Raw genomic sequence first — 16,367 nt, 5'->3', positions numbered from 1 at the left:
TAAATAGACTATTTAAATTTGAAATAATGAATAATGAACGACCTATTATAAACACCTTATGGATATGAGAAGGAGTGGAGAAAATGAAAATCTCGACAAAAGGACGCTACGGTTTAACAATTATGATTGCACTGGCAAAACGCTTTGGTGAAGGTCCCATTTCATTAAAAACAATCGCTCAAAACCATGACTTATCGGAACATTATCTTGAGCAATTAATTTCGCCTCTTCGTAATGCAGGTCTTGTAAAAAGCGTCAGAGGTGCGTACGGTGGCTATATTTTAGCACATGAACCTACCAATATTACAGCAGGAGACATTATTTCGGTACTGGAAGGACCAATTAGTCCAGTAGAAGGATTGGAAGACGAAGAGCCAGCTAAAAGAGAGCTGTGGATTCGCATTCGTGATGCAGTTAAAGAAGTGTTAGATAGCACAACGCTTGAAGATTTAGCGAATCATTCAGGTGATGAAGAAGAATCATATATGTTTTATATTTAATTGGTTGAGTTAGGAGGAGTTTTTAGTTGGAGCGTATTTATGTAGACCATGCAGCAACGTCTCCTGTACACCCAGCAGTTGTTGAAAAAATGACGACGTTTATGCATGAGCATTTTGGGAATCCGTCAAGCATTCATCACTACGGACGAGAAAGTCGCAGATATTTGGATGAAGCGCGTCAAACAATTGCCAGCAGTATTGGAGCACGTGAAAATGACATTATCTTCACGAGCGGTGGAACGGAAGCAGACAACATGGCGCTGATTGGTGTTGCGCTTGCGAATAAACATCGTGGCAATCATATTATTACGACATCTATTGAGCATCATGCTGTGTTGCATACTTGTCAGTTTCTAGAAGAACAAGGTTTTGAAGTGACGTATCTACCGGTTGATGAAACTGGACGTGTGTCGGTTGAAGATATTAAGAGGTCCTTAACGGATAGAACGATTTTAGTTTCAGTTATGTACGGCAACAATGAGGTTGGCACAATCCAGCCAATTTCAGAAATTGGTGCCTTGTTAAAAGAATATGGTGCTTATTTCCATACGGATGCAGTGCAAGTTTATGGATTAATTTCATTAAATGTGCAACAATTAGGTGTCGATCTTCTCTCCGTTTCTTCTCATAAAGTTAACGGACCAAAAGGGATTGGCTTTTTATATGCTGCTCCACACGTTACGCTTTCGCCACTTTTATTTGGAGGAGAGCAAGAGAGAAAGCGCAGAGCAGGTACAGAGAACATGGCAAGCATTGTCGGATTTGAACAAGCTGTTCGCATTGCGCAAGAATCATTAAAAGAACGTGCAGCTCAATATAAGCAGTTTAAAGAACGAATGATACAGGTATTGGAAGAAGAGCAAGTATCGTTTGATATAAACGGAAATGTCGAGTATTCTTTACCACATATACTAAATCTTTCTTTCAAAGGTGTAAACGTTGAATCTATGCTTGTGAATTTGGATTTAGCAGGTATTGCTGCATCAAGCGGATCAGCTTGTACAGCAGGAGCTGTAGATCCGTCTCACGTACTTGTTGCCATGTTTGGCAAGGACTCTAACCGTATTACTTCATCAATTCGCTTCAGTTTTGGGTTGGGTAATACAATGGAGCAAATAGAAGAATTAGCTCGTAAAACAGCAACAATCGTAAAGCGATTGGCAAAATAAAAGAACACGTTTATTGGAGGTGACTAAGTTGACGAAAGCACCAAAAGATACGCGTGTTGTTGTTGGAATGAGTGGAGGAGTAGACTCTTCAGTCGCTGCTCTGTTATTAAAACAACAAGGTTATGATGTAGTTGGAATCTTCATGAAAAACTGGGATGATACGGATGAAAATGGCGTATGTACAGCAACAGAAGATTACAATGACGTCATTCGCGTATGTAATCAAATCGGTATACCTTACTATGCAGTCAACTTTGAAAAACAATATTGGGATAAAGTATTTACGTATTTCCTTGATGAGTACAAAGCAGGGCGTACGCCAAATCCTGATGTTATGTGTAATAAAGAAATTAAATTTAAAGCATTTTTAGAACATGCGATGACGCTTGGTGCAGACTATTTAGCAACAGGGCACTACGCGCAAGTGGCGTATCGTGATGGCGAGTACAAAATGCTTCGAGGAGTAGACAATAATAAAGACCAAACGTATTTCTTAAACCAGCTTGGTCAAGAACAGCTATCAAAAGTTATGTTCCCACTTGGAGGAATTGAAAAATCCAAAGTGCGTGAGATTGCGAAAGAAGCGGGACTTGCGACAGCTACTAAGAAAGATAGCACAGGCATTTGTTTTATTGGAGAACGTAATTTTAAACAGTTTTTAAGTCAGTACCTTCCAGCTCAGCCTGGTCTTATGCAAACGTTAGATGGTGAAGTAAAAGGAAACCATGACGGCCTGATGTATTATACAATCGGCCAACGTCACGGACTTGGAATTGGTGGAAGCGGAGAACCTTGGTTTGCTGTTGGTAAAGATCTAGAGAAAAACGTTCTTTATGTCGACCAAGGATTTCATAATGAGCTGTTATACTCAACTTCTATTACGGCAACTAACGTTAGCTGGGTAAGCGATCGTGAATGGAACGAACCGCTTTCTTGCACAGCTAAATTCCGTTACCGCCAAGAAGATAATGAAGTAACAGTTGAGAAGCTAGATGAAAATACGGTTAAAGTTCTTTTTAAGAACCCAGTTCGTGCCGTAACGCCAGGACAAGCTGTCGTATTCTATAACGGTGAAGAGTGTCTAGGTGGAGCTACAATTGATAATGTATATAAAGATGAAGAGCAGCTTTGGTACGTATAATACGAATCCAAGGGCTTTTTAACAAAACCTCGGCTCTGTAGAGCGGGGGTTTTGTTATGATATACTACTAGTAATCGGATAAACTAATAAAAAACAACGGTGGAGTGAAAAATGACAGATAAAAATCAATTAGGTATTCAATATATGCAAGATGGAAAATTTGAAGAAGCAGCAAAAACATTTTCAGAAGCAATCGAAGAAAATCCCAAAGACCCGGTTGTATACGTGAACTTTGGTAACCTTTTAGCCGCGGTTAGCGAAACAGATCGTGCGCTAAAATTTTATGAACGTGCCATTGAAATTGATGAGGAAACAGCAACGGCTTACTACGGTGCTGGCAACGTATATTTTAACCTTGAACAGTTAGAACAAGCGAAGCATTATTTTGATCTAGCTATTAAAAAGGGCTTAAATTCGTCAGATGTGCATTTTATGCTCGGTTTAACACTATTTCATTTAGAACAAATAACGTATGCTCTACCATATTTAAAACGAGCAGTAGAGCTTAATGAACACGATACAGAAGCAAGATTTCAGCTTGGACTTTGTTTAGCTCAGCTAGAAATGGTAGATGAAGCGGTAGAGGAGTTACTGCGCGTTGTCCAAGAAGACGAGGAGCATGCTGATGCTTACTACAATTTAGGAGTAGCTTATGCGATGAAAGATGATAAGGATAAGGCTATCTCAATGTTTGATCAAGCGCTACAAATCCAGCCAGATCATCATATGGCAGCAAATGGTAAAAATGTTCTTTCAATGATGGAACACTAAGAAGTGAATGTAAAAATGGGGGAATAGTATGAGTGAGGAAGTTCTAAACCCTTTACAACCCGATGAAGAAAAAACGTACATAAAAGGCACGGCAATTGTCACGGTCTTTCATAATGAAGAAAATTTGTATAACGTAACAAGAATTAGAATAAAAGAAACAAATGTATCCATGGACGATAAAGAAGCGATTGTTACGGGATATTTCCCCCGTTTGAACGAAGATGAACTTTACACTTTTATTGGAAACTTTAAAGAGCATCCGAAATTTGGCCTTCAGTTTCAAGTAGAGCAATTTAAAAAAGAGCTTCCCCAGTCAAAACAAGGGGTCATTCAGTACTTATCAAGTGATCTCTTTAACGGTATTGGTAAAAAAACCGCAGAAAATATTGTAGAAGCACTTGGTGAACGTGCAATTTATCGAATGCTACAAGACCCTGCGGTATTGAAAAAGGTGTCTAGGCTATCTGCTGATAAAGCAGAAAAGCTAATCGTTCAGCTGCGAGAGCACCAGGGGTTAGAAGAAGTAATGGTTAAGCTGACAGATTTGGGATTTGGTCCGCAGCTTTCCATGAAAATTTTCCAAGCTTATAAACAAGAGGCGCTAGAAGTGATTCAAACAAACCCCTATCAGCTTGTTGAAGATGTTCAAGGAATCGGCTTTAACCGAGCGGATGAATTAGGAAGGAAGCTAGGGTTAGCAACCAACCATCCTAACCGGCTTCGAGCTGGAATTTTATACGTTATCGAGCATGAATGCAATCAAATGGGACACGTCTACGTGAAAGCAGAGCAATTGTATCAGAAAACGGGAGAGCTGTTACAAAAAAGTCGTCAAGAACCGTTATCAGAAATGGATATTATACGAGAGATTGATGCACTAAAAGAAGAGAAAAAAATTATTATTGATGACGATAAAATGTACTTCCCACCGCTTTTTTATGCTGAAAAAGGAGTCGTTAAAGCGATTGGTAAGCTAATGGCTCAAACAGAGTATGAAGAGCAATTTCCTGAATCAGAATTTCTTCTAGCTCTAGGGGAGTTAGAAGAGCGTCTAGGCGTGCAGTATGCACCTTCGCAAAGAGAAGGAATTCAAAAAGCGCTTTTATCCCCAATGCTTTTGCTTACAGGAGGACCAGGTACCGGTAAAACAACAGTTATAAAGGGAATTGTTGAACTTTATGCAGAGCTTCATGGCTGTTCGCTAAATCCAGGGGATTATAAAAAAGACGAAGGATTTCCAGTGCTGCTTGTCGCTCCTACAGGTCGAGCTGCTAAACGGATGAGCGAGGCTACTGGACTGCCAGCGGTGACAATCCACAGACTTTTAAAGTGGAATGGACAAGAAGGGTTTGACCACAATGAAGAAAATCCAATCAATGGTAAGTTACTGATTGTGGACGAGGTCTCTATGGTAGATTTATGGCTTGCTCACCAGCTCTTTAAATCACTTCCAGCTAGCATCCAAGTAGTGCTTGTAGGTGATGAAGATCAATTACCTTCAGTTGGTCCTGGTCAGGTGTTGAAAGATTTATTACATTCTGAAGCTGTTCCTACCGTACGATTAACAGATGTATATCGCCAAGAAGAAGGCTCATCTATCATTGATTTGGCTCATGAAATTAAAAAAGGACGTCTTCCATCCGATTTGACTAATCAGCAAGGCGATCGTTCCTTTATTCGTTGTTACGGAGCGCAAATTACAGATGTTGTCAAACAAGTGTGCGGCAATGCTGTAAAAAAAGGCTATACGGCTAAAGATATTCAAGTGCTGGCTCCAATGTATAAAGGTCCGGCGGGGATTGATAAAATGAATGAAGTACTGCAAGAATTATTTAATCCAGCCTCTCAACAGCGGAGAGAGTTAAAGCACGGAGATGTAACATATCGTGTAGGCGATAAGGTACTTCAGCTTGTAAATCAACCTGATAGTAATGTTTTTAATGGAGATATGGGTGAGATTGTGTCTGTTTTTTTCGCAAAGGAAAACACGGAAAAGCAGGATATGCTTGTTATTTCATTCGAAGGAAATGAAGTAACCTATACGAAACAAGACTTTAATCAGATTACGCATGCGTACTGCTGCTCTATTCATAAATCACAAGGAAGCGAGTTTCCGATTGTGGTGTTGCCTATTGTGAAAAGTTATTATCGCATGCTCCGACGGAACCTGCTTTATACTGCCGTTACGCGGAGCAAGCAGTTCTTGATCTTATGTGGTGAAGAAGAAGCGTTTCAAATTGGCGTAAATCGTAACGAAGACAGCATTCGACAGACCAATCTACAAGCCCTTCTCAAAGAGCAATTAGTTGATGAGTTAGAAGATCCTGAGGTGCCATTTATGAAAGATGCAAATATTGGCATGGAAAACCTTACGCCGTATGATTTTATGTAAGATATCGCAACCTACAAAAGAATTAAGCATTGCTTAATTCCCTCCTCCTAGCCTGGTGTTTAGGTATGGACATGGTAAAAAGTGGACAGAATACGTTTTATAAACGAACGTATAAAAGAGGTGTTCACTTTGTTAAAGTGTCCAAACTGTAAAAGTATTGATGTTGGTAAAATTGGGGTTAATCAATATTATTGCTGGAATTGTTTTATTGAGATGACGATTTCAAAAGGACAAATTAATACCCACCAAGTAGAAGAGGATGGCACGTTAAGCTCATTGGATGATTTGTTTTCAGAGGATGAGCGTACAATGAATTTTTAACTCATTTAGGGGGGCTTTGCGATGAATCGAATTATTCCGTCAGTAGTTGCTTTTGGTCTAGGGGCATATGCGTTCAAAATGGCAGGTGACCGAGAGATGTTCACAAAGCGCAATATGAAAAAAATGCGCAAGCGTGTTATGAAAGCAATGCACTAAAATCATTGTTGGTCTCTTTACAAAAAAGCTCTTGCTTAGCAAGGGCTTTTTCTCATGGGAAGTTATCTAAAAAAACATCATGAATAAACTCTTTTCTTTGTTGAAAAATAAAGATGAGGAGGAGTTTATTGTGAAAGAGGTACCGATTAAATGGTTTTATCGTTTGGGGATTTTTTTGCTAGCACTGCTTTGTATTTTACTTTTATTTAAAATAAAGTTTGTTTGGCTACCATTTCTTGAGATGTTTTTTAAAGCAATGCTGCCTTTTTTTATTGCTGCCTTTATTACATATTTACTTCATCCAATTGTAGAGAAAACGCATGAAAAAGGTGTTCCACGACCTCTTGCCATTTTACTAATTTATCTCATTTTCTTTGGTGGAATAGGTTATGGTATTTATAAAGGGTTTCCTCTTTTCGTTATTCAGCTAAAAGAATTAAATGAACAGCTGCCTGAGCTTACGGAGATGTATAAGGGATGGGTGCATGAAATTCATGATCGTACCTCAACACTACCAAACGGAGTTCATGAAAAAATTGAGCAGAGTATCGTTGATTTAGAGCAAACTGTTAACACATGGTTATTGCGAGTGATGGAGGGGGTTAAGTCCATTGTCAATTCATTTTTAATTCTCATTATTATTCCGTTTATTGTGTTTTACTTGCTAAAAGACTTCGGCCTTGTTCGAAAAGCTGTCGCATATATTGTGCCAAAGAAATGGCATGAAGAAGGGAAGCATTTTTTACATGATGTAAACTTGTCATTGGGAAGCTACCTTAGAGGACAGTTTTTTGTTTGTCTCATCATAGGCGCTATTGCTACGACTACATTTTGGTTTTTTAACGTACCGTATGCGCTTTTGCTTGGGATAATCATAGGCATTACGAATATTATTCCGTATTTCGGTCCCATTATTGGAGCAGTACCAGCGGCAATTCTCTCCATGACAGTTTCTGTGAAGCTCGTATTAATTGTTGTCGTCATTATCTTTGTACTTCAATTTCTAGAAGGGAATATTCTATCTCCTCTAATCGTAGGGAAAAGCTTGCATATCCACCCTCTTTTTATTATCTTAGCGCTTTTGCTTGGGGGAGAATTTGGAGGGGTGTTTGGGCTAATTATTGCTGTTCCTATTTTAGCTATTGTAAAAATTTCGATTTTACATGTGCGAGGGCATACCTTGAAACATTGACAAAGCAACCCGAATTTGTCATAATATCGCCATAGAAAACGTTACATAGTAAACAATACAATGAAGGAACCAAGTAAGCTGTACACTGGTATATAAGAGAAGCACTTCCAAGGCTGAAAGAGGTGCGATACAAAGAATAGCTGAATGCTAGTCCTGAGTGCAGGAAAACCCTGCCGTTTTAGCAGCGTTAATGCGATGAAGGTGATGAACATTCTAACATGTTCATAATCAGGGTGGTACCGCGAGCTAAACTCTCGTCCCTGCTTTTTGGGATGAGAGTTTTTTTGTGTGCAAATTTCTAAAACTCCCTATTGTATTGTGCGTAATGAAGCAAGCTGCTTTTAGGTCATTATGTTTTTGTCTATAAATAATGAAGAGTTCTAAAGGAGGAACCAATCATGAAAAAGTTAACATCTGCACAAGTGCGTCAAATGTACTTAGATTTCTTTAAAGAAAAAGGTCATGATGTAGAGCCGAGCGCTTCTCTTGTACCTCATGAAGATCCATCTCTTTTATGGATTAACAGTGGTGTTGCGACGCTAAAGAAATACTTTGACGGACGCGTTATTCCACAAAACCCACGTATTTGTAATGCTCAAAAATCAATTCGTACAAATGATATTGAAAACGTTGGTAAAACAGCGCGTCACCATACGTTCTTTGAAATGTTAGGTAACTTTTCAATCGGTGAATATTTTAAAGAAGAAGCAATCGACTGGGCTTGGGAGTTCTTAACGAGCGATAAATGGATTGGCTTTGATCCTGAAAAATTATCTGTCACTATTCACCCAGAAGATGAAGAAGCATTCAAGCTTTGGAACGAAAAAATTGGAGTTCCAAAAGAGCGCATTATTCGTTTAGAAGGTAACTTCTGGGATATTGGTGAAGGGCCAAGTGGACCGAATACAGAGATTTTTTATGACCGTGGTGAAGCTTATGGAAACGACTTAACTGACCCTGAGCTATACCCTGGTGGAGAAAACGAGCGCTATTTAGAAATCTGGAATTTAGTATTTTCTCAATTTAACCATAACCCTGATCATACCTATACACCACTACCAAAGAAGAACATTGATACAGGAATGGGACTAGAGCGTATGGTGTCGGTTATTCAAGATGTACCGACAAACTTTGATACAGACTTATTCATGCCAATTATTGAAGCAACTGAAAACATCTCAGGTGCTAAATACCGCACAGAAGATGAAAAAGACGTTGCATTTAAAGTAATTGCTGACCATATTCGTACGGTGACATTTGCTGTTGGAGACGGAGCTCTTCCATCCAATGAAGGTCGTGGATATGTACTGCGCCGTTTATTACGTCGTGCTGTACGCTATGCAAAAAAACTAGGCATCAATCGTCCGTTTATGTACGAGCTAGTACCTGTTGTGGGTGAGATTATGGTTGATTTCTACCCAGAAGTGAAAGACAAAACAGACTTCATTCAGCGCGTTGTGAAAAACGAGGAAGAGCGTTTTCACGAAACGTTAAACGAGGGTCTTGCTATTTTAGCAACAATGATTAAAAAAGCAAAAGACCAAGGCAGTGATACAATTTCTGGTGAAGATGTATTCCGATTATATGATACATATGGCTTCCCAGTTGAGTTAACGGAAGAATATGCAGAAGATGAAAAGATGAAAATAGATCATGACGGATTTGAAAGCGAGATGGAAGGTCAACGTGAGCGTGCAAGAGCAGCTCGCCAAGATTCTAGCTCTATGCAAGTTCAAGGTGGGGTATTAGGCGAGTTAACAGTTGAAAGTGAGTTTGTCGGCTACGATAAAGACGAAGTGGAAACGTTCATTGAAGCTATTATCTTACATGGAGAACTTGTTGATAAAGTAACGGAAGGTCAAGAAGCACAGGTTATTTTAAAGCAAACGCCATTCTATGCTGAGAGCGGTGGACAAATTGCTGACCAAGGTGAAATCTCAAATGCCACATCTGTTGCAGCAGTTAAAGATGTGCAAAAGGCACCGAATGGCCAGAACGTGCACACTGTAGAAGTAAGAAGCGGAGAGCTTGTAAAGGGCGAAACTTACACAGCGACAATTAACGGGAAAAAGCGTGATGCAATCGTGAAAAACCATACGGCAACTCACCTGCTTCACCAAGCATTAAAAGATACGTTAGGAATGCATGTTAACCAAGCTGGTTCATTAGTAACTCCAGATCGCTTACGTTTTGATTTCTCTCATTTTGGACAAATAACAGCGGAAGAAATTGAAAAGATTGAAACGATTGTAAACGAAAAAATTTGGGAAAACATTTCCGTAAATATTGAAAATAAAGCAATTGATGAAGCAAAAGCAATGGGTGCAATGGCGCTGTTTGGTGAGAAGTATGGCGATATCGTTCGCGTTGTTCAGGTTGGAAGCTATAGCTTAGAGCTTTGTGGTGGTTGCCACGTTGCTAATACGTCTGAAATCGGCTTATTTAAGATTGTATCAGAATCAGGAATTGGAGCTGGAACACGCCGTATTGAAGCCGTAACTGGAAAAGCAGCTTATCAGTTGATGAATGACCAAGTAACACTGTTAAAAGAAGCAGCAGCAAAAGCAAAAGCGAACCCTCGAGATCTTGTTGGTCGTGTGGAAGGCTTACTAGAAGAAATTCGCCAACTTCATCGTGAAAATGAGTCATTAGCAACGAAGCTAGGGAATATTGAGGCAGGCAATCTAATCGACCGCGTGAAAGACGTAAACGGTGTGAGCGTCTTAGCAGAAAAAGTAAACGCAACGGATATGAACAACCTTCGTTCAATGGTAGATGACTTAAAGCAAAAGCTTGGCTCAGCAGTTATTGTACTAGCTGCACCTCAAGGTGAAAAAGTAAATATCGTTGCAGGAGTGACAAAAGATTTAATTGCAAACGGTCATCATGCAGGTAAGATTGTAAAAGAAGTGGCAACAATTTGTGGCGGTGGCGGCGGTGGTCGTCCAGATATGGCTCAAGCAGGTGGAAAAGATCCGAACCAAATTGAAAATGCATTGAAGATTGTAGAAGAATGGGTTAAATCCGTTTAATTCTCCTCTTTCTTGGTGTACAATAGAAGTAAGACTTAACATGATTCATAATGTGCTCACAAATTAAACGAGTGAGGTGGGAAAATGAGTTCATTTGATAAAACAATGCAATTCAATTTTCAAGATGAGCCAGCTGAAACAAGCGTCCATGAGGTTTTATTTACGGTTTATGAGGCATTGAAAGAAAAAGGATATAACCCGATTAACCAAATCGTTGGATATTTGCTATCAGGAGATCCTGCTTACATTCCTCGTCATAATGATGCGCGAAACACAATTCGCCAATTAGAGAGAGACGAGCTCATTGAAGAACTTGTGAAATCTTATTTACAACAGCATCGAAAGGATTCATAAATGCGCGTATTAGGATTAGATGTTGGCACGAAGACAATTGGCGTAGCTGTAAGCGATGAAATGGGCTGGACAGCCCAAGGGATTGAGACGATTAAAATTGCCGATGAGCAAATGAAGGAGTCTTATCCTCGATTACAGCAATTAATTGATGAATATTCAGTTGAAAAAGTCATTGTTGGCCTACCAAAAAATATGAATGGCACAATTGGTCCTCGCGGTGAAGCTTGTCTTCAATTTGCAGAGGAACTAAAGAAGGATCTAAACATCGAAACGATGATGTGGGATGAACGCTTATCGACAATGGCTGCAGAGCGTGTTTTACTTTCAGCTGATGTTAGTCGTAAAAAGCGTAAAAAAGTCATTGATAAGATGGCGGCTGTTATGATTCTTCAAGGATACTTAGACAGCAAACAATAAAGTTGATTGTAGCTTAGCTTCTGCACGGTTATCCTCGATAAAAAGAGTCTAATTTGATAAGAAGCTAGGGCTTTCAACTTGCCATAAAATTGCTAGTAACTAGCTGGAAAATGAGGTGTCGAACATGACAGAAGAAGGAAAAATTACAATCGTAGACGAAAGTGGTAACGAGCAATTATGTGAGATTTTATTCACATTTGATTCTGAAGAATATGGTAAATCTTATGTAATTTATTATCCAATTGGTGCAGATGAAAATGACGATGAAGAAATTGAAATTCATGCGTCTGCTTTCACACCAAGCGAAAATGGTGAAGATGGTGAACTTCAACCAATCGAGACAGAAGAAGAATGGGATATGGTTGAGGAAATGGTTAACACATTCCTTGACGAAGAAGAAGGCGAATAAAAAAGTTGGTGGCGAGAGCTACCAACTTTTTTTATGGTTTATTTTTCAAATAATTTAAATCTTTACTGTCTATCCTAATGAGGACATGTCTTTTCACTTGCTTTTATAGGCGGTCTTGTATGATAATGACGAAAAATGAGATAAATTGTAGTATAATAGTGCGTGCGTATGAGAGGAGGATGCAACTTGTCGCACCAATCTTTTTTTACACCTAAAAAAAATAAACGAAAAAAAATTATCATTGTGACAATAATTCTTTTAGCCGTACTTATTGGTGGAGGCGTTTTTTATGCTCAATCATTTGTACAACCCGTTGATAAAAACAGTAGTAAAAAAGTAAATATAACGATTCCGCAAGGTTCTTCAGTCCGGTCGATTGGAACGTTGTTAAAAGAAGAAAATCTAATTAAAAGTGAAAGTGCTTTTCGATACTATATTAAAATGTCTAGCGTATCAGGATTTCAGGCTGGAACATACACTTTCTCTCCTTCCATGAGCTTAAGTGAGATGGTCGATATGATGGAAACAGGAGATGTATCGAAGAATCCGGATGTTCGCTTAGCAATTCCAGAAGGCCGTCAGCTTGATGAAATTGCTACAATTATTGCAAATCGAACAAACTACACGGAAGAAGAAGTAATGAATACTTTAGATGACCCTGCTTTTATTGAGAAGATGAAGAAGAAATACCCAGATCTTGTGACGGATGAAGTGTTTAATAAGGACATTAAGCATCCTTTAGAAGGGTATTTATATCCTGCTACTTACGATCACTATGATTCAACTGTTTCGCTTGAAGTCATTTTAGATAAAATGATTGGTAAAACGAACGGCGTTTTAGCTCAATATCAAAAGGAAATGAAGAGCAAAAAATATACGGCTCATAAGCTTTTAACGATGGCTTCTTTAATTGAAGAAGAAGCAACGGAACAGGTGGATCGTGAGAAAATCGCAAGCGTGTTTTATAATCGTATTGAAGAGGATATGCCATTACAGACGGATCCAACGGTGTTATATGCTTTAGGTGAGCATCGTGAGCGAGTCTACTATAAAGATTTAGAAGTAGACTCGCCTTACAATACGTACCGAGAGAAAGGACTTACACCAGGACCGATTGCAAACTCAGGCTTAATGTCTATTAAAGCAGCTTTGGAACCCGCTGATACCGATTACCTCTATTTCTTAGCGAATAAAGATGGAGAAGTCATCTTTACCAAAACACTTGATGAGCATAACCAAGAAAAAGCGACTCATATCACAGGGCCTCGTGAAGAAGATAAGAAATAAAAGCAATAGTAACCGTTAATTAAGCGTTTAAAACCCCCTTTACTTTTAAAGATAAAGGGGGTTTTAGTTATAAAATTGTGTGGATAGCTTTAAAAAATTGATTCGACTTTTTGGCATCTGCTCTACTTTTATGTTAAAATATATCGGGTTTACGTTCAGAAAAAAACCACTTATAATAGACTAGTTGTATATTTTGTGCGTTAGTACATGTTAGCTAAGGTTTTTTTTGAGCTTTAGTCACGTTTATTTAGTGAGTCAAACTATATATAACCGCTTTTGACTAACGTCAAACATACTTCTTTGAACGGAGGAAGTGTTTTGCTTTTACAAAATGTTGAACAGTATGTAGAAAACCTTATTCCTAAGCGTACAGAGCTTGTTGAAGAGATGGAGAACTATGCAAAAGAACATGTAGTACCAATTATGGAACTCATCGGAATTGAAGCATTGCTTCAAATTCTTCGCCTTCATCAGCCAGCACATATATTAGAAATTGGGACAGCCATCGGCTATTCTGCTATTCGTATGGCTGAAGCATTACCAAATGCTAAAATCGTTACGGTGGAACGTAATGAAGATCGGTATAAACAAGCTCAGTTCTTCATTAATCGAGCTGAAAAGAAAGAGCAGATTAAAACCTTGTTTGGAGATGCTTTAGAACTTCAAGCAGACATTGAACAAAATGGCCCTTACGATGCCGTATTTATTGATGCTGCCAAAGGACAATATCAGCGCTTCTTTGAGCATTATGCACCATTAGTAAATAAAAAAGGTATTATCATTTCAGATAATATTTTATTCAAGGGGCACGTAGGAACCGATTTATCGCAGATTGAAACGCGCCGTAAGCGAAGTTTAATTAAAAAAATTGATGCATACAACGTATGGCTAATGAAACATCCAGATTTCCAAACCACCATTTTACCAATTGGGGATGGAATTGCAATTAGTATAAAAAGAGGTGATTGACAATGAAAAAACCTGAACTATTAGTAACACCAACTGCTGTTTCAAATATTAAACCATTAATAGAAGCCGGTGCAAACGCATTTGTAATTGGTGAACAGCGATATGGGTTACGACTTGCAGGAGACTTTAAGCGTGAGGATATCGTAGAGGCAGTTAATATTGCACACGCTCATCATACAAAAGTTTATGTAGCTATGAACGCGCTATTTCATAATGATACAGTAGCAGAATTAGATGAATATATCTTGTTTTTACAAGAAGCAGGCGTAGATGCCATTGTCTTTGGAGACCCAGCAGTATTAATGGCTGCTCGCGCAGTTGCTCCGAAAATGAAGCTTCACTGGAATACAGAGACGACTGCAACCAACTGGTATACATGTAATTACTGGGGACGAAAAGGTGCTAAGCGTGCGGTGTTAGCTCGTGAACTTAGCATGGACAGTATCATTGATATTAAAGAGAATGCAGAAGTAGAAGTGGAAGTACAGGTTCATGGAATGACATGTATGTTTCAATCGAAGCGCTCTTTATTAGGTAACTATTTTGAATATCAAGGTAAAGTAATGGAAGTTGGAAATCGAAAGCTTGAACAAGACATGTTTTTATTTGATAAAGAACGCGATAACAAATATCCAATTTACGAAGATGAGAACGGTACACATATCATGAGTCCAAACGATATTTGTATTATCGACGAGCTTGCAGAAATGATTGATGCACAAGTTGACGTTTTTAAAATTGATGGTGTGCTAAAGAGCGCAGAATACATTATTGAAGTAACGAAGAAGTATCGCAAAGCCATTGATTTATGCGTAGAAAATCGTGAAGAGTATGAAGAGATAAAAGACGAGCTTTTAGAAGAAATTGAAGCAATGCAACCAGCAAATCGTCCTCTTGATACAGGATTCTTCTTTAAAGAAACTGTTTACTAAGTGTCATGAGAATGGAAAGAAAAATCGAAAAAGTAGACAATTAGGAGGTACTAACTATGGCTGTGCAAATTGATACGGTTGTTAATGGGAAACGTGTTATTACGAAAAAGCCCGAGTTGTTAGCTCCAGCAGGCAATCTTGAAAAGTTAAAAGTAGCAGTACATTATGGTGCTGATGCGGTCTTTATCGGTGGAAAAGAGTTCGGTCTTCGCTCAAATGCAGGTAACTTTTCATTAGAAGAAATGGCTGAGGGAGTAGAATTTGCAAAAAAATATGGAGCACGTATTTATGTAACAACAAATATCTTTGCTCATAATGAAAACATGGATGGCTTAGATGAATATTTAATGGGATTACAGACGGCTGGCGTAGCTGGAATCATTGTAGCAGATCCGTTAATTATTGAAACATGCCGCCGAGTTGCCCCAAAGCTAGAAGTACATTTAAGTACTCAGCAGTCGCTTTCAAACTGGCGTGCTGTTCAGTTCTGGAAAGAAGAAGGCTTAGAACGTGTGGTATTGGCGCGTGAAACGAGTGCTGAAGAAATCCGTGAAATGAAAGAAAAAGTAGATATTGAAATTGAAACATTTATTCACGGAGCTATGTGTATTGCTTACTCTGGTCGATGCACGTTGAGTAATCATATGACAGCTCGGGATTCAAACCGCGGTGGCTGCTGTCAGTCATGTCGCTGGGACTATGACTTATTTAAATTAGAAGGCGAATCAACAGAAGTTCCTTTATTCAATGAGTCAGATAGTCCGTTTGCAATGAGTCCAAAAGATTTAAACTTAATTCAATCAATTCCAAAAATGATTGAGCTAGGTATCGACAGCTTAAAAATTGAAGGCCGTATGAAATCAATCCACTATATCGCAACCGTTGTAAGCGTCTATCGCAAAGTCATTGATGCCTATTGTGCAGATCCAGAAAACTTTGTGATTCAAAAAGAGTGGTTAGATGAGCTTGATAAATGTGCTAATCGTGATACTGCTCCTGCTTTCTTTGAAGGTGTGCCAGGAGTAGATGAGCAAATGTTTGGCATTCACGGTAAGAAAACAACATTTGATTTTGCTGGATTAGTGTTAGACTATGATGAGGAAACAAGCATGGTAACACTTCAGCAGCGAAACCACTTTAAGCCTGGAGATGAAGTGGAGTTCTTTGGACCAGGAATCGAAAACTTTACACAAGTAGTCGGCACAATTTGGGATGAAAAAGGCAATGAGCTAGACGCTGCTCGTCATCCGCTACAAATTGTAACGTTTAAGGTAGACAAACCATTGTTTTCTTACAACATGATGCGAAAGGGGATTTAATAAGAA

At 38.8% G+C, this 16,367-nt stretch carries 16 protein-coding genes and 1 other annotated feature; all 16 genes read left to right on the top strand.

The window, feature by feature from the left end; translation table 11 throughout:
• Window positions 1–83 precede the first annotated feature (83 nt).
• The 16 genes from cymR to MKZ18_RS17400 all read left to right on the top strand — a co-directional run bounded on the left by cymR (window position 84) and on the right by MKZ18_RS17400 (window position 16,361).
• Window positions 84–500: a cysteine metabolism transcriptional regulator CymR gene (gene cymR / locus MKZ18_RS17475; RefSeq protein WP_025911725.1), complete on the top strand. Its 417-nt coding sequence runs from the start codon at window positions 84–86 to the stop codon at window positions 498–500.
• A 26-nt stretch (window positions 501–526) separates the two neighbouring features.
• Complete coding sequence (locus tag MKZ18_RS17470) at window positions 527–1,669, top strand: cysteine desulfurase family protein (RefSeq protein WP_061784992.1); 1,143 nt, start codon at window positions 527–529, stop codon at window positions 1,667–1,669.
• A 28-nt stretch (window positions 1,670–1,697) separates the two neighbouring features.
• Complete coding sequence (gene mnmA, locus MKZ18_RS17465; protein ID WP_061784993.1) at window positions 1,698–2,810, top strand: tRNA 2-thiouridine(34) synthase MnmA; 1,113 nt, start codon at window positions 1,698–1,700, stop codon at window positions 2,808–2,810.
• A gap of 111 nt (window positions 2,811–2,921) precedes the next feature.
• Complete coding sequence (locus tag MKZ18_RS17460) at window positions 2,922–3,581, top strand: tetratricopeptide repeat protein (protein WP_025911721.1); 660 nt, start codon at window positions 2,922–2,924, stop codon at window positions 3,579–3,581.
• Window positions 3,582–3,609: 28 nt separating this feature from the next.
• A complete protein-coding gene (gene recD2, locus MKZ18_RS17455) occupies window positions 3,610–5,973 on the top strand; it encodes an SF1B family DNA helicase RecD2 (RefSeq protein ID WP_061784994.1) in 2,364 nt (787 codons plus the stop codon).
• A 129-nt stretch (window positions 5,974–6,102) separates the two neighbouring features.
• Entirely contained in the window at window positions 6,103–6,294 is a 192-nt protein-coding gene (locus MKZ18_RS17450) for a hypothetical protein (RefSeq protein WP_025911719.1), read from the top strand.
• A 21-nt stretch (window positions 6,295–6,315) separates the two neighbouring features.
• Entirely contained in the window at window positions 6,316–6,450 is a 135-nt protein-coding gene (locus tag MKZ18_RS17445) for a YrzQ family protein (RefSeq protein ID WP_076512682.1), read from the top strand.
• Window positions 6,451–6,577: 127 nt separating this feature from the next.
• On the top strand, window positions 6,578–7,642 hold the full coding sequence (locus tag MKZ18_RS17440; RefSeq protein WP_445936767.1) for an AI-2E family transporter: 1,065 nt from the start codon (window positions 6,578–6,580) through the stop codon (window positions 7,640–7,642).
• 51 nt (window positions 7,643–7,693) lie between these two features.
• Window positions 7,694–7,907: a binding site (T-box leader), on the top strand.
• Window positions 7,908–8,040: 133 nt separating this feature from the next.
• Entirely contained in the window at window positions 8,041–10,674 is a 2,634-nt protein-coding gene (alaS, locus tag MKZ18_RS17435) for an alanine--tRNA ligase (RefSeq protein WP_061784995.1), read from the top strand.
• Window positions 10,675–10,758: 84 nt separating this feature from the next.
• On the top strand, window positions 10,759–11,028 hold the full coding sequence (locus tag MKZ18_RS17430; RefSeq protein WP_025911714.1) for an IreB family regulatory phosphoprotein: 270 nt from the start codon (window positions 10,759–10,761) through the stop codon (window positions 11,026–11,028).
• Window positions 11,029–11,445: a Holliday junction resolvase RuvX gene (gene ruvX, locus MKZ18_RS17425; protein ID WP_025911713.1), complete on the top strand. Its 417-nt coding sequence runs from the start codon at window positions 11,029–11,031 to the stop codon at window positions 11,443–11,445.
• 115 nt (window positions 11,446–11,560) lie between these two features.
• Entirely contained in the window at window positions 11,561–11,854 is a 294-nt protein-coding gene (locus tag MKZ18_RS17420) for a DUF1292 domain-containing protein (protein ID WP_256993314.1), read from the top strand.
• Between the two features lie 186 nt (window positions 11,855–12,040).
• On the top strand, window positions 12,041–13,141 hold the full coding sequence (mltG, locus tag MKZ18_RS17415) for an endolytic transglycosylase MltG (RefSeq protein ID WP_061784996.1): 1,101 nt from the start codon (window positions 12,041–12,043) through the stop codon (window positions 13,139–13,141).
• A 318-nt stretch (window positions 13,142–13,459) separates the two neighbouring features.
• The gene (locus MKZ18_RS17410; RefSeq protein WP_061784997.1) at window positions 13,460–14,110 is read left to right on the top strand and encodes an O-methyltransferase; all 651 of its coding nucleotides are present in this window, start codon (window positions 13,460–13,462) and stop codon (window positions 14,108–14,110) included.
• Between the two features lie 2 nt (window positions 14,111–14,112).
• Window positions 14,113–15,042: a peptidase U32 family protein gene (locus tag MKZ18_RS17405; protein WP_025911708.1), complete on the top strand. Its 930-nt coding sequence runs from the start codon at window positions 14,113–14,115 to the stop codon at window positions 15,040–15,042.
• A 56-nt stretch (window positions 15,043–15,098) separates the two neighbouring features.
• On the top strand, window positions 15,099–16,361 hold the full coding sequence (locus MKZ18_RS17400; protein ID WP_035321382.1) for a peptidase U32 family protein: 1,263 nt from the start codon (window positions 15,099–15,101) through the stop codon (window positions 16,359–16,361).
• Window positions 16,362–16,367: the final 6 nt, after the last annotated feature.

Origin of the sequence: Priestia sp. FSL W8-0001 (assembly GCF_038050335.1) — a bacterium.
GTDB classification, from domain to species: Bacteria; Bacillota; Bacilli; order Bacillales; family Bacillaceae_H; genus Priestia; species Priestia flexa.
The sequence above is the reverse complement of the archived record's forward strand: the minus strand, read 5'-3'. Positions and strand labels throughout refer to the sequence as shown.